Here is a 24971-nt window from a genome sequence, read left to right as displayed (position 1 = left end):
ACGGCGCCCTCGGCGACACCTCCACACTCGCAGACCCCTCCGTCGTCGACGACCTCATCGACAACAGAATGAACAAGGGGGAATGATCATGGACGGCGCAAAGAGACCCCAAACCGCCCCGGTCCTGATCCTGCTCGGGCCGCCGGGCGCCGGCAAGGGCACACAGGCCCGCCTTCTGGAAGAGAAGAATGGCTTCGTGCAACTTTCCACCGGCGACCTGCTCAGGGCCGCCGTCGCCGCGGGCACCCCGGCGGGCCGCGAGGCCAAGGCCGTCATGGAAGCGGGCAATCTGGTCAGCGACGATATCGTCATCGCCATCCTGCGCGACCGCCTGGCCGAGCCTGATTGCGCCGCCGGTGTCATCCTGGACGGCTTCCCGCGCACCACCGTACAGGCCGAGGCGCTCGACACCCTTCTGACCGAGACAGGCCAGAAGATCGACGCCGCCATAAGCCTCGAAGTGGACGATGCCGCCATGGTCGACCGCATCTCGGGTCGCTTTACCTGCGGCGGCTGCGGCGAGGGCTACCACGACAGCTTCAAGCCCACGGCCAAGCCCGGCATCTGCAACAATTGCGGCGGCACGGAGATGATCCGCCGCGCCGACGACAACGCCGAAACCGTCGCACAACGGCTGGAGGCGTATCACGCCCAGACCGCGCCGTTGATCGACTATTACCAATCCAAGGGCGCGCTTTCCCGCGTGCCCGCAATGGGCCCGATCGACGAGATCGCCGCCCAGCTGGACACCGTCCTGTCGCAACGGGCGACATGACGAAACGCCGGTCGGGCCGCATGACGCGGCCCGGCCATTTCACTAGGAGGAGGGACCCCAAAATGTCTCTGGACAAAACAAGCGCACAGTACTGGAAAGCCAATGTGCGTCTCATCCTGATCAGCCTCGTCATCTGGGCGCTGGTCTCTTTCGGGTTTGGGATCGTCCTGCGCCCGCTCATTTCGGGCATCGAGGTCGGCGGCGCCGACCTTGGCTTCTGGTTCGCCCAGCAAGGCTCGATCCTCGTTTTCCTGGCGCTGATCTTTTTCTACGCCTGGCGGATGAACAAGCTCGACCGTGAATACGGCGTGGACGAGGTGTAAGTCATGGATCAGTTTACTCTCAACCTGCTGTTCGTGGGCGCCTCCTTCGCGCTCTATATCGGCATCGCGATCTGGGCCCGCGCGGGCTCGACCGCGGATTTCTACGCCGCCGGGCGCGGAGTGCACCCGGTCACCAACGGGATGGCCACCGCGGCCGACTGGATGTCGGCAGCGTCCTTCATCTCGATGGCCGGCCTCATCGCGTTCACCGGCTATGACAACTCGTCCTTCCTGATGGGCTGGACGGGCGGCTACGTGCTCTTGGCCCTGCTGCTTGCTCCCTACCTGCGCAAGTTCGGCAAGTTCACCGTGTCCGAGTTCATCGGCGACCGCTTCTATTCGCCCACCGCGCGCCTCGTGGCCGTGATCTGCCTGCTGGTGGCCTCCATCACATACGTGATCGGGCAGATGCAGGGCGTGGGCATCGCCTTTGGCCGCTTCCTCGAAATCGACGCCTTCTGGGGTCTGATGATCGGGGCCTGCGTGGTCTTCGCCTACGCCGTGTTCGGCGGCATGAAGGGCGTGACCTACACCCAGGTGGCGCAATACTGCGTGCTGATCCTGGCCTACACGATCCCGGCCGTGTTCATCTCGCTGCAACTGACGGGCAACCCGATCCCGGCGCTCGGCCTCTTCGGCGATACGTCGGATGGCGAGCCGCTGCTGGCCAAGCTGGACCAGATCGTGACCGATCTCGGCTTTGCCGAATACACGGCGGCGCATGGCTCGACCATCAACATGGTGCTCTTCACCCTGTCGCTGATGATCGGCACCGCCGGTCTGCCCCACGTCATCATGCGCTTCTTCACCGTGCCGCGCGTGTCCGACGCCCGCTGGTCCGCCGGCTGGACGCTGGTCTTCATCGCGCTGCTTTACCTGACGGCCCCGGCCGTGGGCGCGATGGCGCGGCTCAACATCTCGGAACTGATGTGGCCCAACGGCACCGACGGCGCCGCCGTCAGCGTCGAGCAGATCGAATCCTCGCCCGAATACGCCTGGATGGCCACATGGGAGGCGACCGGCCTCCTGGGCTGGGAAGACAAGAACGGCGACGGCATGATCCAGTACTACAACGATGCCAATGCCGAGCTTCAGGAAAAGGCCGAGGCGAACGGTTGGCAGGGTAACGAGCTCACGAACTTCAACCAGGACATCCTGGTGCTCGCCAACCCGGAAATCGCCAACCTGCCCGGCTGGGTGATCGGCCTCGTGGCTGCCGGTGGCCTTGCCGCCGCGCTCTCCACGGCGGCGGGTCTGCTGCTGGCCATTTCCTCGGCCGTCTCGCACGACCTGCTGAAGGGTCAGCTGACCCCGAACATGTCCGAACGATCCGAGCTTATGGCGGCACGTGTCTCGATGGCCGCGGCAATCGTGGTGGCGGTCCTTCTGGGCCTCAACCCGCCAGGCTTTGCCGCGCAGACGGTGGCGCTCGCCTTCGGGCTTGCGGCGGCCTCGATCTTCCCGGCGCTGATGATGGGGATCTTCTCGACCCGCATCAACAACACCGGCGCGGTCGCAGGCATGCTGGCAGGTCTCACGGTGACGCTGCTCTACATCTTCCTGCACAAGGGTTGGTTCTTCATTCCCGACACCAACATCTTCACCGATGCCGATCCGCTTCTGGGTCCGGTCAAGTCGACCTCCTTCGGCGCAATCGGGGCTGCGGTCAACTTCGCGGTGGCGTTCTTCGTCGCCAGCATCACGAAGGAGACCCCGCAGGAGATCAAGGACCTCGTCGAAAGCGTCCGCGTCCCCCGTGGCGCCGGCGCCGCCGTCGAAGGCCACTAAGATCAACGATGGCCCCGCCGCGACACGTGACGGCGGGGCTTTCGCTTCAACTTCGGTCCGGCCCGCGCCAAGGTGGGCCCGACCACCCCCTCAAGAGGCTCCGACCATGCCCCTTTCGAGCGATCTGACTCAGTTCCTGCGCTCCGTTCACCCTTATGACAGCCTGGATGACAGCGATCTCGATGACCTGTCCACGCGCTGCGACGCCGCCGATTTTGCCGCCGGCGCGGACATCTTCAACCTGGGTGACACTGTCGACAGCCTTTACATCGTCGTCACCGGCGAAATCGAGATAAAGGACGAGGCAGACGTCCAGCTGTCCCTGCTCGGCCCCCGCAATTCCTTTGGCGAACGCGCGCTTCTGCGCGAGGATGTCGCCAGCCGCACCGCCACCGCCCGCTCCGACGCCACCCTGATCGTGATGCCCGCGGACGCCCTTTTCGCCCTCATCAAATCCTCCGCCAAGGTCGCGCGGTTCTTCGACCGGCGCCGCCCGGCGCGCAGCGACCGCAAGGACCTCACGACCTTGCGCGTGGCCGAGTTGATGACCCGCGACCCGCTCACTTGCACGCCCGACACACCGATCCGCGACGCGGCGGCGCGAATGCACGATCACCATATCTCGTCGATCTGCATCACCGAAGGCGGCGACCTGCGCGGCATTCTCACCGTGCGTGACGTGAACGGCAAGGTCGTGGCCCAAGGCACCGATCCCGCCGCCCCCATCTCCGGCATCATGACCCAAAGCCCCATGACGCTGGAACCCGATGCGCTCGGCACCGATGTGCTGCACCTTATGATGGAACGCGGCATCGGCCATGTGCCCATCACCGACGGCACGCAACTGGTCGGCATCGTCACCCAGACCGACCTCACCCGCGTGCAGGCGCTGTCGTCGGGCGCGCTCGTGGGCCGCATCGCCCGCGCAGACGACGCCGCCGCCATGGCCCGTGTCACCGCCGAGATCCCGCAACTTCTGGCCCAGCTTGTCGGCTCGGGCAACCGCCATGACGTGGTTACGCGGCTCATCACCGATATCGCGGACACCGTCACCCGCCGCCTGCTCACCCTGGCCGAGGCAAAGCTCGGCCCCCCGCCCGTGCCCTATCTCTGGCTCGCCTGCGGCTCTCAAGGCCGGCAGGAACAGAGAGGCGTTTCGGATCAGGACAACTGCCTGATCCTGTCGGATGACGCCACCGACGCCCACATGCCTTACTTCAACAGCCTCGCCAAATTCGTCAGCGACGGTCTGGATACCTGCGGCTACTTCTACTGCCCCGGCGACATGATGGCGACCAACCCGCGATGGTGCCAACCCTTGCGCGTCTGGCGCAGCTATTTCGACGACTGGATCGCCCGCCCCAACCCCGAGGCGCAGATGCTGGCCAGCGTCATGTTCGACCTGCGCCCCATCGGTGGCGACACCACGCTCTTTGAATCGCTGCAAACCAACACGCTCGCGAAGGCCGCGAAGAACTCGATCTTCACCGCGCACATGATCTCGAATTCGATCAAGCACCAACCACCGCTGGGCCTGCTGCGCGGGCTGGCCACCATCCGCTCGGGCGAGCATCGCCGTCGCATCGACCTCAAGCATAACGGCGTCGTGCCGGTGACCGACCTCGGCCGCATCTATGCGCTGCAAGGCCAGTTGCGGCAGGTCAACACCCGCGCCCGGCTCGAGGCCGCCCAGGCCGCCGGTCACCTCTCCACCTCGGGCGGTGCCGACCTGCTGGATGCCTACGACCTTATCGCCACCATGCGGCTCGACCACCAGGCAGCACAGGTCAAGGCGGGCGACCTGCCCGACAACTTCCTCGACCCCTCCACCCTCTCGGATTTCGAGCGCAGCCACCTGCGCGACGCCTTTGTCGTGGTCAAGACGATGCAATCCTCGGTATCGTCGGGCAAAGGCATGTTAGGGTAGACGTATGTTCATAGAACTCATCGCCACCATCTTCGCGGGCGTCGCCGCCGCAGGGCTGTTGATGATCGTCAACATCGCCTTGGGCCGTCGCCTGCCGCGTTGGCTCACGCCCGTGGCGGCGGGTCTCGGCATGATCGCCGCGACCATTTCCAACGAATACACCTGGTACGACCGCACCGCCGAAGCGCTGCCCGAAGGCATGCAAATCGCCGTCACGATCGACGAGCAAAGCTGGATTCGCCCCTGGACCCAGATCTGGCCCTATACCGAACGCTTCGCCGCCGTCGATACCGGCAACGCCCGGCGCAATGCCAACCAGCCCGGCCAGACCATCGCCGACATCTACTTCTTCGGCCGCTGGGCGCCGGTCAACAAGGCACCTGTCCTCTTCGACTGCACCGAGAACCGCTCGGCCCTGCTGATCGACGGCGCGGACTTCGCCGAGGATGGCAGCGTCCGCGACGCCGACTGGCAACCCCTGCCCGAGGACGATCCGCTGCTCGGCATCGTCTGCGAGACCTGACATGTTCACCCGGCTCAGCCTCCGCCTGCGCAACTTCCTCTTTTTCTGCCTTCTGGCGGCGGGCGCGGTGGCACTGGCAGGCGCAGCGCTCTGGTTCGGCTGGTCGCGGGCCGGCGGCACATTGCCGACCGCACCGTTCCTCACCGCCTTCATCGCCTTCGCGCTTCTCAACACCGCGCTTCTGGTGGGCGTCTGGCTGCTCTTCGACGAAAACTTCGCCAAGCCGATCGAGATGCTGTCCGCCAACCTCCGCCTGCGCGCCCATTCCGGCGTCGACACGGAGCTCTGCCCCGAAAGCACCAAATATCTCGGTGATCTCGCCCCTGCCGCCGATGCCGTCACCCGCACGCTCGGCGCGGGCGTCATGGACACCGCCGCACAGGTCGCCCGCGAAACCGAACGCCTGCGCACCGAGGCCAAGCGCCTCACCTCTCTGCTGACCGAAATCCCCGTCGCCACCATCCTCGTGAACCCGGCCCAGGAAATCGTGCTCTATGACGGGCAGGCCGCCGACATCCTGTCCCAGATCGCCCCGCCCCGCCTCAAGGCGCCGCTCAAGGACTATTTCGACGCGGCTAGCCTCGCCGCCGCGCAGGACCAACTGACCCGGACCGGGGCCGAAACCTCGACCGAGTTGCACGACCATTCCGGCGCCCGACGCTACAAGGTCCGCCTGAAACCCCTTGGCGAAGGCGGCTACATGCTGCTTCTCGACACGCAGGAAACCGAGGTCGACCCCACCAGGGCCCGCCCGCTGGTCTATGACTTCGCCCTGATGGAGACTGCCCAGGCCTGCGATATCCTGGACGCCCCGCTGGACACCCTGTGTTGCGTCGCGTTTGACACCGAAACCACGGGCCTGTCGCCCACCGAGGACCGCGTGATCCAGCTTGGCGCAGTGCGCATCCTCAACGGCCGCATCGTCGAGGGCGAAGTCATCGACACCTATGTCGATCCGGGGCGCCCGATCCCGCCCGCCTCGACGAAAATACACCGCATCACCGATGACCACGTGCAGGGCGCGCCAGACTTTGGCACCGTGGGCCGCGATTTCCACCATTTCGCCCGCGACGCCGTGCTGGTGGCGCATAACGCGCCCTTCGACATCGCCTTCTTCCGCCGCTCCGCCGACCGGATGGGTGTCGCGTGGGATCACCCCGTGCTCGACACCGTGCTGTTGTCGGCGGTGGTCTTTGGCAACACCGCCGAACATTCCCTCGACGCCCTCTGCGACCGCCTCGGGGTGACCATCCCCCCCGAGATGCGCCACACCGCGCTTGGCGATGCCCAGGCAACAGCACAGGCGTTGGTGAAACTCATCCCCCTGCTTCAGGGCAAGGGCCTGACCACCTTCGGGCAAGTCATCACCGAGACCCGCCGCCATGGCCGCCTGATCCAGGATCTCAATACCTCGCACGGCTGATCCGCGATCCGGATGGACACCCTCGCCATCTGTGATAGCACCGTGCCCGGACCCAACCGCGCGGATCACAGCCCATGAAGACCTTCCCTCCCGAACGCATCGTCTGCCTGACCGAGGAAACCGTCGAAACCCTTTACCTCCTGGGCGAACAGGACCGCATCGTCGGCGTTTCGGGCTATGCCGTGCGCCCCAAGGGCGTGCGGCAGGAAAAGCCCCGCGTCTCGGCCTTCACGTCTGCCGACATCCCCAAGATCCTCGCGCTCCAGCCGGACCTCGTTCTGACCTTCTCCGACCTTCAGGCCGACATCGCCGCCGCGCTTCTGCGCGAAGGCATCGCCGTCATGGGCTACAACCAGCGTGACCTGCACGGCATCCTGGCCATGATCCGCCACTTGGGCGCCACCGTCGGGCAAGAGGCCAAGGCCGCCCAACTGGTCGATCACTACCGCGACCGGCTGGCACAGATCGCCGCCAACGCCAGCGGCAAGCCGCGCCCCCGCGTCTATTTCGAGGAATGGGACGAGCCGATGATCTCCGGCATCGGCTGGGTCTCGGACCTGATCGAGATCGCCGGCGGGCAAGACGCCTTCCCCGAACTGGCGACCAAGGACAAGGCCCGCGACCGCTTCGTCACCTCCGATCAGGTCATCGCCGCCGCGCCGGACATCATCATCGGCTCGTGGTGCGGCAAGAAGGTGCGCCCCGAGAAAATTGCCGCCCGCCCGGGCTGGGACGCCATTCCGGCCGTCCGGGACAATCGCATCTTCGAGATCAAGTCGCCCCTCATCCTGCAACCCGGCCCCGCGGCACTGACCGACGGGCTCGACGCGATCGTGGCGGCGCTGGCATGAGCCGCAAGGCCGTCCTGTCCTGGAGTTCCGGCAAGGACGCCGCCATGGCGCTCCATGTCGCCCGCACCCAGGGTGCGCTCGACATCGTCGCCCTTGTCAGCAATTTCAGCGCCGCCGACGACCGCGTCAAAACCCATGGCAGCCAGCGCAATATCGTTCGCGCGCAGGCCGAGGCCCTCGGCCTGCCGCTGGTGGAAATCGACCTGCCCGACCCCGCGCCCAACGACGCCTTCATGACGCTCACCGGCAACGTGGCAACGCAATTTGCGGATGAGGGCGTCACCGACTGGGTCTTCGGCGACCTCTTCCTTCAGGACATCCGCGACTGGCGCACCGCGCAGATGGCGACCCTCGGCGTGAGCTGCCACTACCCGATCTGGGGCCACGACACCGCCCGCCTTGCCCAGGACATGCTGGCAGCCGGGCTCGAGGCCTTCGTGGTCGCCGCCGACACGTCCCGCCTGCCCACCACGCTGTGCGGCGCCCGCTTCGATGCCGCCTTCCTGTCGGCCCTGCCCGACACCGTCGACCCCTGCGGCGAGAACGGCGAATTCCACACGCTCGTCGCCAATGCCCCCGGCTTTGCCGCGCCATTGTCGCTCGAACGCGGCGCGACCATTCAGCGCGACGGCATGGCGTATACCGATTATCGGCTGCTCCGCGGATGATTTGCAGCTTGCCAAAGGCCAAGTTAAGCTACGTATCGTACCTATGCGCGAGACCCCTCTACCCCTCGACGACATGATCGTCTGCCCGCAATGCGATGCGGCCTACAGCCTGCGCCGGCCCGATGTCGGCGAGCGGGCGCGCTGCGCGCGCTGCGGCACGGCGCTGATCACGCCCCGGCGCAAGGCCGGGCTCCAGATAATCGCGCTGTCGCTCACCGTGGCGATCCTGATTGTCGCGGCCACCGTATTTCCGTTCCTGACGATCACGGCGGCGGGCACGTCGAACTCCGTCTCGATCCTCGACGCGGCATTGGCCTTCAGCGACGGCCCCCTCATCGCGCTGTCGCTGGCCACGGCGGCGCTGATCGTCTTCATCCCGCTGGCGCGCGTGCTTCTGTCGATTTACGTGCTTGTCCCCATCGTGCTGGACCGCCCCCCGGCGCGCGGCGCCACGCAGGCGTTCCGCCTGTCCGAGGCGATGCGGCCCTGGTCCATGGCCGAGATCTTCGCCATCGGTTGCGCGGTGGCCCTGGTCAAGATCACGGACCTTGCCGATGTCGGCTTCGGGCCCGCCTTCTGGATGTTTTGCGCCTTGGTCTTTCTTGTTGTGGTTCAGGACAATTTCCTGTGCAGGTGGTCAGTATGGAACTCGCTGGAAAAACCGAAAACATAAAAAGCGCCCGCGAGCTGGGCCTCGTCGCCTGCACCCGCTGCACCAAGGTCTGGCCCGCCGGAACCGAAACCTGCGGCCGCTGCGGCAAGCACCTGGAATCCCGCGACACCACCAGCCTGCAACGGGTCTGGGCCTACTGGATCGTGGGTTTCCTCTGCTACATCCCCGCCAACATGTACCCGATGCTGCAAACCCGCACGCTTCTGACCGTGCAGGAGGACACCATCGTCGGCGGCGCGATCGAGCTTTTTCACTACGGCTCGCCCGGCGTGGCGCTCATCATCCTCATCGCCAGCGTCGCCATCCCCGTGGCCAAGTTCCTGGCCATCGCCTTTCTTGCCATCTCGGTCTTGCGCGTCTCCAGCATATCCATGCACCAGCGCCAGCTTCTCTACGAAGTGGTTGAATACATTGGCCGTTGGTCCATGATCGACATATTCGTGGTTGCTATCATGTCGTCGCTGGTGCAGTTGAATACACTGGCCGCGATCACACCCGGCCGCGCCAGCCTGTTCTTTGCCCTATCGGTTATCTTCACCATGCTTTCTGCCCAAGCCTTCGACAGCCGGATGATCTGGGACGTCCAATCCGGCAACCCCGATGCGCCCGACACGTCGGACAGCAACGCCACGTCGGACCGGACCGCCACATGAGCGACACACCTCCTCCCTTGCAGGTCGAACACCAGCGCAAGTCGCGCCTCAGCCGTGTCTCGATCGTCTGGATCATCCCGGTACTCGCCATCGTGATTGCCCTCGCCGTCGCTTGGCAGACCTACAGCGAGCGGGGCCCCGTGATAGAGATCAGGTTCGAGAACGGTGCCGGTATCGCCGAACGCGAAACCGAGCTTCGCTATCGCGACGTTGCCGTCGGCGTGGTCGAGGAAGTGCGCTTTTCCGAAGATCTCGCCTCCGTGGTCGCCGCCGTGCGCGTCGACAAGGACGTGGCCGCGTTCATCGACGTCTCCGCCAGCTTCTGGATCGTCCGCCCCGAGGTCACGGCCCGCGGCATCACCGGCCTCGATACCGTGCTGTCGGGCGTCTATATCGAAGGCACCTGGGACAGCAAGCCGGGCACGCCGCAAACCAGCTTCGACGGACTGACCGATGCGCCGCTCTTCCGTCCCGGAGGAAACGGTCTGGAAATCGTCATGCGCACCACTCCCGACGGCACAATGACCGACGACAGCCCGATCACCTTCCGCGGCATCGAAGTGGGCCGCGTCGGCAAGGCCAGCATCTCCCCCCAGGGCAACTATGCCGTGGCCGAGGCGCTGATCTACGAGCAACACACCGGCCTCATCTCCTCCCGCACCCGGTTCTGGGAAACCTCCGGCTTCACCTTCTCCGTCGGACCGCAGGGCGCCGAAATCGACTTTTCCTCGATCGCCACGCTGGTCAGCGGCGGGCTGACCTTCGACACCTTCGTCTCGGGCGGCGAGCCGGTGGACAACGGCACCGTGTTCGAGGTCTATGCCACAGAGGAAGAGGCCCGCAACAGCCTCTTCCAGGCCGCCGATGTCGAGACGCTGGAAGCCCGCGTCGTGTTCGACGAGAACGTCTCGGGCCTCGCCGTCGACGCCCCGGTGGAAATCAACGGCCTCAAGATCGGCGAGGTCCAAAGCGTGCTCGGCGTGATCGACGAGGAAGAATTCGGCGACAGCCGCGTGCGCCTCAGCGTCGTGCTGGCGATCCAGCCGGCCCGCCTCGGCCTGCAGGACGACGTCACGCCAGAGACCGCCCGCGAGTTTCTCGCGGACCGCGTCGCAGGCGGCCTGCGCGCCCGGCTGACCAATGCAAGCATTCTGACCGGCGGGCTCAAGATCGACCTGGTGCAGGTCGACGACGCCGAACCACAGACGCTGGAAACCCCCGAGGATGCCCTGCCGATCATCCCCACCACCGAAAGCGACATCGTCGATGCCGCCGCCACGGTCGAGGGCGTGGTCAACCGCATCAACAACCTGCCGATCGAGGAACTGCTGGGCAGCGCCATCGACTTTCTCGACAGCGCCCAGGCGCTCGTGGCCAACGAGGATCTTCAGGAAACCCCCGGCGAGGTCCGCGCTATCCTGTCCGAGATCCGCACGATCGTCGCCTCGGAGGATGTCCAGAACATTCCCGTGGCACTCAACGCGTCCGTCACCCGCCTCGAGTCCCTTCTCGCCGAGATCGAGGAAACCGAGCTCGCCTCGCGCCTCGTCAATGCCGTCGACGCCGCCGCCGACGCTGCCGAAGGTGTGACCACCTCGGTCGAGGGCATCCCGGCCCTCGTCGAACAGATCGAGGCCGTCGCCGCCAAGGCCGAGGCCCTGCCGGTCGAGGATCTGGCCAACCAGCTGACCGAGCTGGCCGCCGCAGCCGAAGGCATCCTCGACACCGAGGCCGCCCGCCAGCTGCCCGCCGACCTGAGCGCGGCCCTCAACGAGATCAACGCCACCCTGACCGAGCTTCGCGAAGGCGGCGCGGTCACCAATCTCAACGCCACGCTCGGCTCCGCCCGCCGCGCCGCCGACGCCGTCGCCACCTCGACCGAGGACCTGCCGGCGCTGGTCGAACGGCTCGGCAACGTGCTCAACCAGGCCAGCGTCACCATCGCCGGCTACAACAAGGGCGACACGCTAAGCCGCGAGGCGCAAAGCGCCCTGCGCGACATATCCCAGGCCGCGGACGCCCTGACGTCTCTGGCCCGCATGCTGGAACGCAATCCCAGCGCGCTAATCCGAGGAAGATGACCATGAAGCTCCGCACACCCGCCATCATCGCCGCGACCCTGCTGACCGCCGCCTGTGGCGGGCCTACGGCCGATCTCTACCCGGTCGCGCCGCCGCAGGTATCGGACTCCATTCGCATCTCCTTCCGCACCGTCGAGGTGCGCGAAGTGTCGCTGCCCGCCTATGCCGCCGCCGACGAGATTGCGGTCGAGGACGAGGACGGCAAGCTTGTGACCGACGCCAATGTCCGCTGGGCCGATTCGCCCGAACGCGCCGTCGCGCTCGAAATCGCCCGCAACCTCGCCCGCCTCTCCGGCGCGCGCGTCGCGTCCGAACCCTGGCCATTCGAGGAACTGCCCGACGCCCGGCTGGAAGTCCGCTTCGAAAGCCTCGTCGCAGGGGCCGACGGCAATTTCCGCGGCGCGGGGCAGTATTTCGTCGGCGTCCCCGATGGCCGCCGTGAACGCTCCGGCCTCTTCCAGCTTGCCGTGCCTTACGATCCCGAAGGCGGCACGCCCGCCCTCGCCCGCGCCCGCGGCCAACTGGTGCTGGACCTGTCGCGCATTATCGCCCGCGAGGGCCTGCGCTAAGGCATATCCCGGTCCAGGTGGAAGTGGTGCGCGGGGCGCGCCAAGGCCTCGAGCCACCAGCGGCCACGGATGTTGACTCCACGAAACACAATCTGTACCGTCTGAGTCCTGTTCCTCTACCATAAGTGCGCTACCATGCGCGAAGTTATTACAGCACTTTTGGTCAGCTTGCTGGCCAACGCCATTTGGTATGTGGTCACCGCAAGCTTGTTGCCTAAGCTGCATCTACCGTTTTGAGCGACAGTCGCCGCTAAGCGACCAGCCGCCATTGCTAGACCATCGAGTCAGCTCACAGGAAAAATATGTCTACAAGCTTCCACCGAGTTCATCATTAAGCACCTCACTCGGCACCGAGAACCTTAAGGCATAAACATCGCCTCCCTTGAAGATCCCTTTGGGGAGTGTGCAGGCCATCGGTGTATTCTGCCTTACGGTAGAACGAATAAGCCCTTGATCCTGAAGAGAATGGTGCGGTCGGGGGGACTCGAACCCCCACGAGTGTTAGCTCACAGCGACCTCAACGCTGCGCGTCTACCAATTCCGCCACGACCGCCCGTGACCGAAAGGCGCCCCGTGGGATCGCCTTGGTGAGCCGCCGTATAGGCAATCGCGCCCGGCTTGTGAAGGCCAAAAACCACGGCTTTGACAAAATCCGCGCCACCTGCCAAAGCACGCCGATGGTAGACTGGATCACCTCCCCCGGCCTCGTCGACTACGAGACCGCCTGCACCGAGATGGAGGCCCGCGCCGAGGCCATCGCGCGGGGCGACGCCAACGAGGCGATCTGGCTGCTGGAGCATCCGCCGATGTACACCGCCGGAACCTCCGCCAAGCCCGCCGACCTCACCGATCCGGACCGCTTCCCGGTCTACCCCACGAAACGCGGCGGGCAGTACACCTATCACGGTCCCGGCCAGCGCGTCGTCTATGTCATGCTGAATGTGGGCCAGCGCGGCCGCGACGTGCGCGCCTTCGTCCAGCAGCTGGAGACCTGGGTCATCGCCACGCTCGACCAGTTCAACGTCACCGGCGAAATCCGCGAGGGCCGCGTCGGCGTCTGGGTCGTGCGCGACGACAAGCCCCTCACCGCCACGGGGCAAAAGCCCGAGGACAAGATCGCCGCCATCGGCATCCGCCTGCGCAAATGGGTCAGCTTTCACGGCATCTCGATCAACGTCGAACCCGACTTGAGCCATTTCACCGGCATCGTCCCCTGCGGCATCACGGACCACGGCGTCACGTCGCTCGTCGATCTCGGCCTGCCGGTCACCATGGGCGACGTGGACGTAGCCCTGCAAAAGACTTTTTCCCAAGTCTTCGGCTAAAGCGTTTCCGGGTCAATCCGAAACATGCATCGCTTTTGGCGTTCGAAGAGGCAGCGAAAAACGATGCAGGTCTTCCCGGAAACGCTCTGACCCACACACGAAAAGACCCGGACAAAGCGCGATTCACGGTCTTGCTTCGCCCGGGCCCTACGCGGACAGTATCGCCGGCCGTCAGGCCAGCTCGGTTTTCACCTCGATATTGCCCTGCGTCGCGTTGGAATACGGACAGATGAAATGCCCGCGCTCCATGATCTTCTTCGCGGTGTCCTCATCGACGCCCGGCATCTTCACTTTCAGCTCGACCTTCAGCCCGAACCCGCCATCGTCACGCGGCCCGATCCCGACCTTGGCATCCACGGATGCATCCTTCGGCACCTCGCCCAGCTTCTCGCTCTGCGCGGCAAAGCGCATCGCGCCCAGGTAACAGGCGGCATAGCCCGTCGCGAACAACTCTTCGGGGTTGTGCCCCTTGCCCGCACCGCCCAGCGCCTCCGGCGTGTCCATCGTGAAGGTCAGCATGCCGTCTTTCAGACGCGCCACCCCTTCGCGGCCACCCCCGGTGGCATGGGCCTCGGTCCAGTACTTGATATCGGTCGACATGAGGACTCCTTTCATCGCTCAAGATTAAATCGTACACGATACATATGTCGATATCTGCACCTGTCAATGCTTGCGATCAAATCGCGCACGACATAGCTTGGCGCAATGAGCACCCTTCCCCCACCCGACATGCTGTGCTTCGCGCTCTATTCCACCGCGCACCGGATGCAGCAGACCTACAAGCCGCTCCTTGCCCCGCTTGGCCTGACCTACCCGCAATACCTCCTGCTCAGCGCCCTCTGGTCCGAGGATTCCCGCACCGTTGGCGCCCTGGGCCGCGAGTTGCAGCTTGAATCCAACACGCTCACCCCGCTGATCAAGCGCCTGGAAACCCGCGGTCTTCTGCGCCGCGAACGCGATACGGCCGACGAACGCCAGGTTCGTGTGCATCTCACTGAACCGGGCCGCGCGCTTCAGGCCGACGCCGCCCATATCCCGGACTGCATCGCCCGCGAAACCGGCATGGACATGGATGACCTCACCCGCCTGCGCGACGAGATCCTCGCCCTGCGCGACCGGCTCGACCCCGCCTGACGCCCCGCGCACATCCCGGCGCGCCCTCTCTTCCCCTGGCCAAAAAATATCCCCGTCGGAGGCCCCGGCCTGCCACGCACGCCACGCCAAGCACGACGCGTCACATCCCCAACGGCCCCGAGACGACGCACATGGCGGTGTCGAGACATCCTGCGCGCGTGAAACGCGCTCCTTTAAGTCACCGGAACCCCTGCAATCCCGCCCCGTCAGAACGGAATATCATCCGTTCCGGTCACGAACCGCGCCACCACCTTCTTGACCCCGGCCTTCTCGAAATCGATCTCCAGCTTGTCGCCCTCGATCCCGATGATCGCGCCATAGCCGAACTTCTGGTGAAACACCCGCTCGCCCATCTCGTGCGCGCTCACGGCCTGAGCATCGATCACCATGTCCCGCGCTTCCTGCGGCTGGCTCATCGGCCGCTGCTGGCTGCGCGCCTGCATCCGCTTCCAGCCGGGCGAGTTATAGACATTGGCCTCCGCCATCCGAGACTCGATCGACCCCAGGCCTCCGCCCGCAGCCCCATAGCCCCCGCCATACAGCCCCGGCGGCGTCAGCACCTCCACATGGTCCTCCGGCAGCTCGTCGATGAACCGGCTGGGCATCTGGCTCTGCCATTGCCCGTAAACCCGCCGGTTCCCCGCAAAGGAAATCGTGCACACCTCCTCGGCCCGCGTGATCCCCACATAGGCCAGCCGGCGCTCCTCCTCCAGGCCCTTCAGCCCGCTTTCATCCATGCTCCGCTGGCTGGGGAACAACCCATCCTCCCAGCCCGGCAGGAACACGGCCGGAAACTCCAGCCCCTTGGCGGCGTGCAAGGTCATGATGCTGACCTTCTCGCCCTGCTCCTCGCTCTCGTTGTCCATGATCAGGCTGACATGCTCCAGGAACCCCTGCAGGTTCTCGAAACCTTCCAAAGCCTTCACCAGTTCCTTGAGGTTTTCCAACCGCCCCGGTGCCTCGGGCGTCTTGTCCATCTGCCACATCTCGGTGTAGCCGGACTCGTCGAGCACCATCTCGGCCAATTCGACATGGCTGACATCCTTGTCGCCCACCAGCCGCCCCCAGCGCCGCAGACCGTCCAGCAGCTTGCCCAGCTCCGCAGCCCCCTTGCCGGTCAGCCCCTTCTCTTCCAAGAGGATCGCAGCCCCTTCCACCAACGACACGCCGTTCGCCCGCGCCGTCACCTGGATCTTCTGCTGCGCCTTGTCGCCCAAGCCCCGCTTCGGCGTGTTCACCACCCGCTCGAAGGCCAGATCGTCGGCGGGGCTGACCACCAGCCGGAAATAAGCCATGGCATCGCGGATCTCCATCCGCTCATAGAATCGCGGCCCGCCGATCACGCGATACGGCATCCCGATCGTCAGAAACCGATCCTCGAAGGCCCGCATCTGGTGCGACGCCCGCACGAGGATCGCCATGTGATCGAGGCTCATCGGCGCCATGCCCCGCGTGCCCCGCTGCATCGCCTCGATCTCCTCGCCGACCCAGCGCGCCTCCTCGTCGCCGTCCCAATGACCGATCAGGCGCACCTTCTCGCCCTCCTCGGCTTGCGTCCACAACTCCTTGCCCAGCCGGTCCTTGTTGCCGGAAATGACTCCCCCTGCGGCGGCCAGAATATGCGGCGTCGAGCGGTAATTCTGCTCCAGCCGCACCACCGTCGCGCCCGGAAAATCCGTCTCGAACCGCAGGATGTTGCCCACCTCTGCGCCCCGCCAGCCATAGATCGACTGGTCGTCATCGCCCACGCAGCAGATGTTCTTGTGCCCGCCCGCCAAGAGCCGCAGCCACAAATACTGCGCCACGTTGGTATCCTGATACTCGTCCACCAGGATATAGCGGAACCAGCGCCGGTACTGCTCCAGCACGTCGTCATGGGTCTGGAAAATCGTGACCATATGGAGCAGCAGATCACCGAAATCCACCGCGTTCAATTCGCGCAGCCGGGTCTGGTACTGCTGGTAAAGCGCCACGCCCTTGCCGTCATAGGCGCTCGCCTCGGCGGCAGGTACCTGCTCGGGCGTCCACGCCCGGTTTTTCCACTGGTCGATGATCCCTGCCAGCATCCGCGCGGGCCAGCGCTTGTCATCGATATTCGCCGCCGCCACCAGCTGCTTCAGCAGCCGCAGCTGGTCGTCGGTGTCCAGAATGGTGAAGTTCGATTTCAGTTCCACCAGTTCCGCATGCCGGCGCAAGAGCTTCACGCAGATCGAATGGAACGTGCCCAGCCACGGCATCCCCTCGACCGCTTCGCCCATCATCCGTCCCACGCGCATCTTCATTTCGCGCGCCGCCTTGTTGGTAAAGGTCACGGCCAGAATCTCGTTCGGCCTAGCGGTATTCGTGTTCAAAAGATGCACCATGCGCGTGGTCAGCGCCTTGGTCTTGCCCGTGCCCGCACCCGCCAGCATCAGGACCGGCCCCTCCAGCGCCTCTACCGCCTTGCGCTGCTCGGGGTTCAGATCGTCGAGGTACGGCGCCGGACGGGCCGCCATCGCGCGGGTGGCCAGCGAGGCACGCTCGAAGGCATCGGATTCGTCGAAACTGCTCATGGCGAAACAATAGCGAAGCCTCTCCCCGAGGAAAAGCCAATGTTCACACTGTGTTCCAACCCATTAACACTTATTCACACCGCCTAACGCCGCGTAGGGTGGGTGAAAACCCACCTTTGGTGGATGAAAACCCACGCGCTCCGCCTACGAGCCTGCGCCGCTCTCCCGCCGCAACGCCTGCAAATCGCAACTGGCCGCAACGGCGCCCGGCCCCGGCAGGTCATCCATCCCGGCTGCCTCCTGCCGCATTCCGGACGTAGCTGCCCAACGCTGGATCGCCCCTTCCGAACACCGCAGGTACAGCACGCCCGCCGCCTTGCTCACATGGCGCATCTCGTGCTCGAACCGGCCTTCATAGCCGTCCCGGTCGATCAGGATCACCACAGGCTGCTTGCCCGTCAGATGCTGCGCGAACAGCGCCTGGTGCACGGAATCCCGCGCGCTGGGGCTGCCATCCAAGCCCAGCTCGATCACATGATCCGCGGTCTCACAATCCACACGCACGTATCGCTTCATCCCCGCGACATCGAAATAATGCCTCTGCTCCTCGGCACTTCCCGCCAAGAACGCACACAACAATGCCGCCAGTTCGACCTCACCCATTCCCCTCGCCCTCTCGCGCTCGAAAATCGTTAACAAAAGGTTAACACGGCGACCGTGAAACCATACACCACGATTTCAGTCACACCGACCGGGCGCTCCCGCAACAACATTTCTCAATAAAGATTAGCGCCCGCGACCGTCCCATTTCCTTCGCACAAAGAATATCCCCCACGAAAATTCGTACGAATTTTCACCCATGGCGCGAACCGCTTACCCAGATCGGATCGGCGCAATCCCGCTTTCCGTACGGCGCCGGTTGGAACGAACCGACGGCGTCCCCCGTTGGAAAGGCAATGGAGAAAGAGGAGGACACCCCATGAACCGCAAGATGACAAGCGTGCTCGCAATTTGCACCATTGCCGGACTTTCCGGCCCCGCCCTGGCAGACTGCCAGGAAGAACTGGCACAACTGACCGGCGAGTCCGGGATGGCATCCGAAAATGGCATCTCCAAGGACGGCAGCCTCGCCCCGCTCGAAGGTTCGGAAGAAAGCGCCGATGCTTCGGACAGCATGGAAGGCACCGACAGCAGTTCGGACATGGAAATGTCCGACACCGGTTCCGACACGGACCTCTCGGCAAACGCCTCGGACATGAATTCCGACGACAATGCCTCGGGCGACACCGCGGAAGCCGACGGCGAGATCGTCAAGGACGGCGATACCGCACCGCTCGACGCCGATACATCCTCCGTCGCCACCTCTGGACAGGACGCCGCCGATCAGCAGGACGGCATGAGCGACGAAAGCGCCACGAGCGGCTCGGACACCGAGATGTCGCAAGAGGCCAAGGATGCCATTGCAACCGCGAAAGCCGCGCTCGAAGCCGGTGACGAGCAGGCCTGCATGGAAGCTGTCGAGGAAGCGCGCAACTCGTAAGAGCTACGCAATCACAGCTAGGCTTGGAAACGCCGCCGCCTCCCCCCGGGACGGCGGCGGTTTTTCATGTTCGTCGAGTTCCGGACCTGTTCCGGAACCTCGCCCTGCCGAGCGCCGTCACAGTCAACGCGACGCCCGCACGTTGATTATTTTCCCACTTTTGCAGCATCCCGACTGTTGCACACCGTACGGCGCATGAACCTCGGGACATGCGAAAATTTCCAACGTCGTCATACCACCCGGATACCGACGTGATACCGACGCGGTTTCGTGCAGTGAATGGCACCGTTAACCATCCTCGCCGCAGATTTCGCTTCCCGGCCGCATCGCGGCTTGCTATCGCTTTACCATGTCGCTCGATGCCCGCTTCCCAGCCATCTCCGATCTGCGTACCCGCGCCCGCCGCCGACTGCCGCATTTCGTGTGGGAATACCTCGACAGCGGCACCGGCTCCGAAGCCACGACGCGACGCAACAAAACGCAGTTCGACGCGGTGCGCCTCATGCCATCGATCCTGCATGGAGAGATCCCCCCAGACCTCGAAACTTCCTTTCTGGGTCAGAAGTTTAACCTGCCTGTCGGGATTGCTCCCCTGGGCATGTCAGGCATGATCTGGCCCGGCGCTGAACAACTCCTCGCCCGCGCCGCCGCCCGTGCTGGCCTTCCCTACACGCTGTCCACCGTGGCCAGCCAGAAGCCCGAGGATCTGAGCTCTTCGATCGGCGAAAACGCGTGGTTCCAGCTTTATCCCCCGCGGGATCCGGACATTCGCATTGATATGATCCAACGCATTAAAAAGGCAGGGTTTTCCACCCTCGTCATGACGGTCGACGTGCCCGTCGGCTCGCGCCGCGAGCGGCAGGTCCGCTCCGGCCTGACCCAGCCGCCCCGGATCACACCCCGCATCCTGGCCCAGATCGCGACCTGTCCCGCCTGGGCCATGGGGATGGCCGGACGCGGCATGCCCCGGATGCGCTTCATCGACGATTATGCGCCCAAAACCAAGGGCTTGCCATCCAACAAACATGCCGGCTACCTGCTGCGCACCTCACCCGATTGGAGCTATCTCGCCTGGCTGCGCGAGCACTGGGACGGCCCGCTGATCATAAAGGGCGTGCAGGACCACCGCGATGTGCCACGGCTGCAATCCGAAGGCGTCGACGCCATCTGGATCTCCAACCACGCCGGCCGCCAGTTCGACGCCGCCCCGGCGACGATCGAGACCCTGCCCCGCATCCGCGCCGCCACCGACCTGCCGATCATCCTCGACGGCGGTGTCGAGGGCGGTCTGGATATCCTGCGCGCTCTGGCGCTCGGGGCAAATTTCGTCATGATGGGACGGGCATGGCACTACGCCCTCGCGGCCCTAGGGCGCGACGGCCCGGCCCATCTCGTGCACATCCTCAAGTCCGATCTCGAAGCCAACATGGGGCAGCTCGGCCTCGTCCGCCCACAGGACGCCCCGACCCGCCTGCTGCCTGACGATGATGCATAAGCCTCTCGTATTCATAGCTTTTCTATCAATACCCGCACTCGGCATGGCCCAGGAACACACCTGTCCCGCTCCTCATTCGCTGGTCTACCCGCTCGACGACGTGCTGCAAAGCGCGGCTATCGCACTCCAGTACGATTTTAATGACACGAGCGGTGCCGAGTTCGGATCCGAGGCCCATCTCGCCCAGACTCACCGCAACGTTCTGGGCAATCTGGCGGGCAAGTCGCAGGCCGAACGTGACGCGCTGATCCTTGCCCGTCTCGACTGGTCGACCACAGCGACAGTGCCAATGCTGACATTGACTACGACAGACCACGCCGGGTTGTTCAACGTGTTTCTGGAAACGCTCGACCGACACGATCTGCACGATCACGCCGCGGCTTTGCGCGCCGCACGCGACGCCTTCCCTGTCTGGGACACGACCGCGCGGAACCGCTATGAGCAGTGGAGCGACGGGCGCGGACAAATCCGCGATGCCCTGCTGGACAAGGCTCTGCGCGAGCAGTCTCACAGATTCAAAAGCGCCCGACCAGGTCTGTTGCAGAAAGCCGCCGTGCTTCTGTCCGATGACCCGTCGTTCGACGATTACATGGCGCGGCGCAGCAACGCTCCCGACGACAGAAAATTGTACTTCATGCTCGACGAACTGGCAGCCTGCGTTCCTGTCGGAAACGCATTCGACCCAGACCCTGATGCGTTGACACGGGTGCCCCCTACGATCGCCGATTTCTACGTGATCCACATGCTCATGCTCGAAAGCATGAATGGCGGCTTCCACCAGTATATCTTCAACTCCACCGGCGCCCTCGCACCCGACATGATTGCTGCCCTGAGCCGTCTCGGCCTGCCCGAACATGCGCAGGCCGCGGAAAAGGCGCTGGCGGTTTTCCCGGCGCCATACCCGCGCAGTACCGATGACCGGCGCGCAATCATGCGAGACTTTGGCCAACCGCAGGACAACGCGCTGTACGACGCCACCTGGATCGTCGATGACGGCGCCATTTACGATGCGCTTCAAGACCTTGCGCAACGCGAAGGGTACTGGCCGCGATAGGTTTGAAGGGCACCTGGAGCTGTGCTGTCCGAACGGGTAGCAATCCTACCCGCCTGGCCAAGAAAATCGCCCGCCGGTAGATGTACCTACTGTGGCGGATTGCGCTATCCTCTTGCAAAACCTAAAAACAGGCGCGACGCTGCACTGCGGCGCAAACAATGCTGCGCGACCGCAGCGAACGACACGACGGGAGGACAGGCCATGGCCGAGTTCAAGAAAATACTGATTGCCAACCGGGGCGAGATCGCCATCCGCATCATGCGCGCCGCCAACGAGATGGGCAAACGCACCGTCGCTGTCTATGCCGAGGAAGACAAGCTGGGCCTGCACCGCTTCAAGGCCGACGAGGCCTATCGCATCGGCGAGGGGCTGGGGCCGGTTCAAGCCTATCTCAGCATCGACGAAATCATCCGCGTCGCCAAGAAATCCGGCGCCGACGCGATCCACCCGGGCTATGGCCTTCTGTCCGAGAACCCTGCGCTGGTTGATGCGTGCGAGGCGAACGGCATCACCTTCATCGGCCCCAAGGCCGAAACCATGCGCGCCCTGGGCGACAAGGCCAGCGCTCGCCGCGTCGCCATCGAGGCCGGCGTGCCCGTCATCCCCGCCACCGAGGTGCTGGGCGAGGACATGGACAAGATCCGCAAGGAAGCCTCCGAGATCGGCTATCCGATGATGCTCAAAGCCTCCTGGGGCGGCGGCGGGCGCGGCATGCGCCCCATCGAATCCGAGAAAGAGCTTGAGGAAAAGGTCCGCGAAGGGCGGCGCGAGGCCGAAGCCGCCTTCGGCAACGGTGAAGGCTACCTTGAGAAAATGATCATCCGCGCCCGGCACGTCGAGGTCCAGATCCTCGGCGACAAGCATGGCAACATGTACCACCTCTATGAGCGCGACTGCTCGGTCCAGCGCCGCAACCAGAAGGTCGTCGAACGCGCCCCCGCTCCTTATCTGACTGACGCGCAGCGCGAGGAAATCTGCGAGCTTGGTTACAAGATCTGCAAGCACGTGAATTACGAGTGCGCCGGCACGGTCGAGTTCCTGATGGATATGGACACCGGCGAGTTCTACTTCATCGAGGTGAACCCCCGGGTTCAAGTCGAGCACACGGTCACCGAGGAAGTGACCGGCATCGATATCGTGCAGGCCCAGATCAAGATCGCCGAGGGCAAGACGCTCGAGGAAGCCACGCGCAAGAAATCGCAGGACCAGATCACCCTCAACGGTCACGCGATCCAGACGCGGATCACCACCGAGGACCCCCAGAACAACTTCATTCCCGACTACGGCCGCATCACCGCCTTCCGTGAAGCCACCGGCATGGGCATCCGTCTCGACGGCGGCACGGCCTATTCCGGCGGGGTCATCACGCGGTACTACGACAGCCTACTGGTCAAGATCACCGCCCATGCGCAAACACCCGAAGGCGCCATCGCCCGGATGGACCGTGCCCTGCGCGAGTTCCGCATCCGGGGTGTCAGCACCAACATCGCCTTCGTCGAGAACCTGCTGAAACACCCCACGTTCCTCAGCAACGAATACACGACGAAGTTCATCGACACGACGCCCGAGCTGTTCGATTTCGCCGCCCGCCGCGACCGCGGCACCAAGGTGCTGACCTACATCGCCGACATCACGGTAAACGGCCACCCCGAGGTGCAGGGCCGCGTGAAACCGCGCGAGGATCTCGCCCTGCCCCGCGCGCCGAAGCCGAAGAACGAGACGATCCAGGATGGCGCCAAGCAGATCCTCGACCGCGACGGCCCTCAGGCGGTGGCCGACTGGATGGCAGCCCAGAAACAGGTGTTGATGACCGACACCACCATGCGCGACAGCCACCAATCCCTGCTGGCGACGCGGATGCGGTCGATCGACATGATCGGCATCGCCGAGAACTACGCCCATGACCTGCCACAACTTTTCTCGGTCGAATGCTGGGGCGGCGCGACCTTCGACGTGGCCTACCGCTTCCTCGACGAATGCCCGTGGCAGCGCCTGCGCGACCTGCGCGAACGCATGCCCAACCTTCTGACCCAGATGCTGCTGCGCGGCTCCAACGGGGTGGGCTATACCAACTACCCCGACAACGTGGTGCAGGCCTTCGTCAAACAGGCCGCCGACAGTGGCGTCGACATCTTCCGCGTCTTCGACCCGCTGAACTGGACCGAGAACATGCGGGTGTCGATGGATGCGGTGCGCGACGCCGACAAGGTTCTGGAAGCGGCAATCTGCTACACGGGCGATATCCTCGATCCGAACCGCGCCAAGTACGACCTCAAGTACTACCTCAACATGGCCAAGGAGTTGAAAGAGGCCGGCACCCACATCCTGTGCATCAAGGACATGGGCGGCCTTCTGAAACCGGCCTCCGCCACGGTGCTCTTCAAGGCCCTGAAGGAAGAGATCGGCCTGCCCATCCACTTCCACACCCACGACACCGCCGGCGTGGCCTCGGCCACCATCCTCGCCGCCGCGGATGCGGGCGTCGATGCCGTAGACTGCGCCATCGATGCTCTGTCCGGCAACACATCACAGGCCACCATGGGGTCCGTTGTCGAGGCTCTGCGCCACACCGACCGCGACACCGGGCTCGATATCGACGCGATCCGAAAGATCTCGATCTACTGGGAAAACGTGCGCGAGCATTACGCCGCCTTCGAGAGCGCCATGCAGTCGCCCACCTCCGAGGTCTACCTGCACGAAATGCCCGGCGGCCAATTCACCAACTTGCGCGCCCAGGCCAGGTCTCTGGGGCTCGAGGCCAAGTGGCCCGAGATTGCCCGCACCTATGCCGACGTGAACCAGATGTTCGGCGACGTGATCAAGGTGACCCCCATCGCCAAGACCGTCGGCGACTTGGCCCTGATGATGGTCAGCCAGGGCCTGACCTGCGAAGACGTGCTCGACCCCAAGACCGAGGTCAGCTTTCCCGAAAGCGTGGTCACGCTGATGAAAGGCTACGTGGGCCAGGCCCCCGGTGGTTTCCCCGACGACATCGTGCGCAAGGTGCTGAAGGACGAAAAACCCATCACCGTCCGCCCCGGCACCCTGCTGGAGCCCGAGGACCTCGAGGCGCGGCACAAGGAACTGCAGGACAAATTCGAGGACGAGGAGATCGACAACGAGGACCTGATGGGCGCGATGATGTATCCCAAGGTCTTTGATGCCTACATGGAGCGCCACCAAATCTACGGTCCCGTCCGCACCCTGCCGACCAAGACATTCTTCTACGGGATGGAAACCAACGAGGAAATCTCGGCCGAGATCGACCCCGGCAAGACCTTGGAAATCCGTCTGGTGGCCGTAGGCGAAACCCACGAGGACGGCGAGGCGCGGGTGTTCTTTGAGCTGAACGGCCAGCCCCGGACGATCCGCGTGCCGGACCGCCGCGTCAAGGAAACCGTGCAGGCCCGGCCCAAGGCCGAGGCCGGAAATGCCGACCATATCGGCGCTCCGATGCCGGGCGCCGTGGCCACCGTGGCGGTCAGCGCGGGCCAGCAGGTCAAGACCGGCGACCTGCTCTTGACCATCGAGGCGATGAAGATGGAAACCGGCCTGCACGCCGAACGCGACGCGACCGTGAAGGCCGTGCATGTCCAGCCCGGCGCCCAGATCGACGCCAAGGACCTGCTGGTCGAACTGGAATGATCAACAAGGGGCGGGTCGCGCAGCGCGCCGCG

Annotated in this window: 21 protein-coding genes and 1 tRNA gene; 18 read left to right on the top strand and 4 right to left on the bottom strand. The window is 64.6% G+C overall.

Annotated elements, in window-relative coordinates; translation table 11 throughout:
* The first annotated feature begins 88 nt into the window (after positions 1-88).
* The 12 genes from RBB18_RS21410 to RBB18_RS21355 all read left to right on the top strand — a co-directional run bounded on the left by RBB18_RS21410 (position 89) and on the right by RBB18_RS21355 (position 12254).
* Positions 89-775 (top strand): adenylate kinase, encoded by a 687-nt coding sequence (locus RBB18_RS21410; protein ID WP_306111852.1) that lies wholly within the window; start codon positions 89-91, stop codon positions 773-775.
* 62 nt (positions 776-837) lie between these two features.
* On the top strand, positions 838-1098 hold the full coding sequence (locus RBB18_RS21405; RefSeq protein WP_103762462.1) for a DUF4212 domain-containing protein: 261 nt from the start codon (positions 838-840) through the stop codon (positions 1096-1098).
* A gap of 3 nt (positions 1099-1101) precedes the next feature.
* Entirely contained in the window at positions 1102-2886 is a 1785-nt protein-coding gene (locus RBB18_RS21400) for a sodium:solute symporter family protein (RefSeq protein WP_103762461.1), read from the top strand.
* Between the two features lie 106 nt (positions 2887-2992).
* Positions 2993-4813, top strand: coding sequence for a DUF294 nucleotidyltransferase-like domain-containing protein (locus RBB18_RS21395; protein WP_306111851.1), 1821 nt, complete (start codon positions 2993-2995; stop codon positions 4811-4813).
* A gap of 4 nt (positions 4814-4817) precedes the next feature.
* Positions 4818-5336: a hypothetical protein gene (locus RBB18_RS21390; RefSeq protein ID WP_103762459.1), complete on the top strand. Its 519-nt coding sequence runs from the start codon at positions 4818-4820 to the stop codon at positions 5334-5336.
* 1 nt (position 5337) lies between these two features.
* Complete coding sequence (locus RBB18_RS21385) at positions 5338-6759, top strand: 3'-5' exonuclease (RefSeq protein WP_306111850.1); 1422 nt, start codon at positions 5338-5340, stop codon at positions 6757-6759.
* A gap of 74 nt (positions 6760-6833) precedes the next feature.
* On the top strand, positions 6834-7610 hold the full coding sequence (locus tag RBB18_RS21380) for a cobalamin-binding protein (RefSeq protein WP_103762457.1): 777 nt from the start codon (positions 6834-6836) through the stop codon (positions 7608-7610).
* Positions 7607-8278, top strand: coding sequence for an ATP-binding protein (locus RBB18_RS21375; RefSeq protein ID WP_306111849.1), 672 nt, complete (start codon positions 7607-7609; stop codon positions 8276-8278). Before RBB18_RS21380 ends, RBB18_RS21375 begins: the two co-directional genes overlap by 4 nt.
* Before the next feature lie 43 nt (positions 8279-8321).
* On the top strand, positions 8322-8951 hold the full coding sequence (locus RBB18_RS21370) for a paraquat-inducible protein A (RefSeq protein WP_103762456.1): 630 nt from the start codon (positions 8322-8324) through the stop codon (positions 8949-8951).
* Positions 8921-9604, top strand: a complete 684-nt coding sequence (locus RBB18_RS21365) for a paraquat-inducible protein A (RefSeq protein ID WP_211286119.1) — start codon at positions 8921-8923, stop codon at positions 9602-9604. The genes RBB18_RS21370 and RBB18_RS21365 overlap by 31 nt, the downstream gene beginning before the upstream one ends.
* Entirely contained in the window at positions 9601-11685 is a 2085-nt protein-coding gene (locus tag RBB18_RS21360) for an intermembrane transport protein PqiB (protein WP_306111848.1), read from the top strand. Before RBB18_RS21365 ends, RBB18_RS21360 begins: the two co-directional genes overlap by 4 nt.
* A gap of 2 nt (positions 11686-11687) precedes the next feature.
* The gene (locus RBB18_RS21355) at positions 11688-12254 is read left to right on the top strand and encodes a membrane integrity-associated transporter subunit PqiC (RefSeq protein WP_245890435.1); all 567 of its coding nucleotides are present in this window, start codon (positions 11688-11690) and stop codon (positions 12252-12254) included.
* A gap of 466 nt (positions 12255-12720) precedes the next feature.
* Here RBB18_RS21355 and RBB18_RS21350 read toward each other — a convergent pair.
* Positions 12721-12807 (bottom strand) — tRNA-Leu (locus tag RBB18_RS21350).
* A gap of 67 nt (positions 12808-12874) precedes the next feature.
* Here RBB18_RS21350 and lipB point away from each other — a divergent pair.
* Complete coding sequence (gene lipB / locus RBB18_RS21345; protein ID WP_274592706.1) at positions 12875-13579, top strand: lipoyl(octanoyl) transferase LipB; 705 nt, start codon at positions 12875-12877, stop codon at positions 13577-13579.
* Between the two features lie 171 nt (positions 13580-13750).
* Here lipB and RBB18_RS21340 read toward each other — a convergent pair whose 3' ends face one another.
* A complete protein-coding gene (locus tag RBB18_RS21340; protein ID WP_103762528.1) occupies positions 13751-14179 on the bottom strand; it encodes an organic hydroperoxide resistance protein in 429 nt (142 codons plus the stop codon).
* A 105-nt stretch (positions 14180-14284) separates the two neighbouring features.
* Between RBB18_RS21340 and RBB18_RS21335 the strand changes: the two genes are divergently transcribed.
* Complete coding sequence (locus RBB18_RS21335) at positions 14285-14713, top strand: MarR family winged helix-turn-helix transcriptional regulator (protein ID WP_306111847.1); 429 nt, start codon at positions 14285-14287, stop codon at positions 14711-14713.
* A gap of 206 nt (positions 14714-14919) precedes the next feature.
* On the opposite strand, the gene RBB18_RS21330 is transcribed toward RBB18_RS21335, so the two are convergent.
* Both RBB18_RS21330 and RBB18_RS21325 read right to left on the bottom strand, forming a co-directional pair.
* The gene (locus RBB18_RS21330) at positions 14920-17265 is read right to left on the bottom strand and encodes an ATP-dependent helicase (RefSeq protein ID WP_306111846.1); all 2346 of its coding nucleotides are present in this window, start codon (positions 17263-17265) and stop codon (positions 14920-14922) included.
* A 144-nt stretch (positions 17266-17409) separates the two neighbouring features.
* Positions 17410-17868 (bottom strand): hypothetical protein, encoded by a 459-nt coding sequence (locus RBB18_RS21325; RefSeq protein WP_306111845.1) that lies wholly within the window; start codon positions 17866-17868, stop codon positions 17410-17412.
* 316 nt (positions 17869-18184) lie between these two features.
* On the opposite strand from RBB18_RS21325, the gene RBB18_RS21320 reads away from it, so the two are divergent.
* From RBB18_RS21320 to pyc, 4 genes are all read left to right on the top strand, one after another.
* Positions 18185-18745: a hypothetical protein gene (locus tag RBB18_RS21320; RefSeq protein WP_274592383.1), complete on the top strand. Its 561-nt coding sequence runs from the start codon at positions 18185-18187 to the stop codon at positions 18743-18745.
* Positions 18746-19094: 349 nt separating this feature from the next.
* On the top strand, positions 19095-20240 hold the full coding sequence (locus RBB18_RS21315; protein WP_306111844.1) for an alpha-hydroxy acid oxidase: 1146 nt from the start codon (positions 19095-19097) through the stop codon (positions 20238-20240).
* Between the two features lie 43 nt (positions 20241-20283).
* Positions 20284-21294: a DUF4375 domain-containing protein gene (locus RBB18_RS21310; RefSeq protein WP_306111843.1), complete on the top strand. Its 1011-nt coding sequence runs from the start codon at positions 20284-20286 to the stop codon at positions 21292-21294.
* A 201-nt stretch (positions 21295-21495) separates the two neighbouring features.
* Positions 21496-24939, top strand: a complete 3444-nt coding sequence (pyc, locus tag RBB18_RS21305; protein WP_306111842.1) for a pyruvate carboxylase — start codon at positions 21496-21498, stop codon at positions 24937-24939.
* Positions 24940-24971 lie beyond the last annotated feature (32 nt).

It is taken from the genome of Roseovarius sp. MMSF_3298 (assembly GCF_030733705.1).
Taxonomy (GTDB): domain Bacteria; phylum Pseudomonadota; class Alphaproteobacteria; order Rhodobacterales; family Rhodobacteraceae; genus Roseovarius; species Roseovarius confluentis.
Note: the sequence above shows the minus strand (reverse complement) of the source record. Positions and strands in the feature narration are given on the sequence as shown.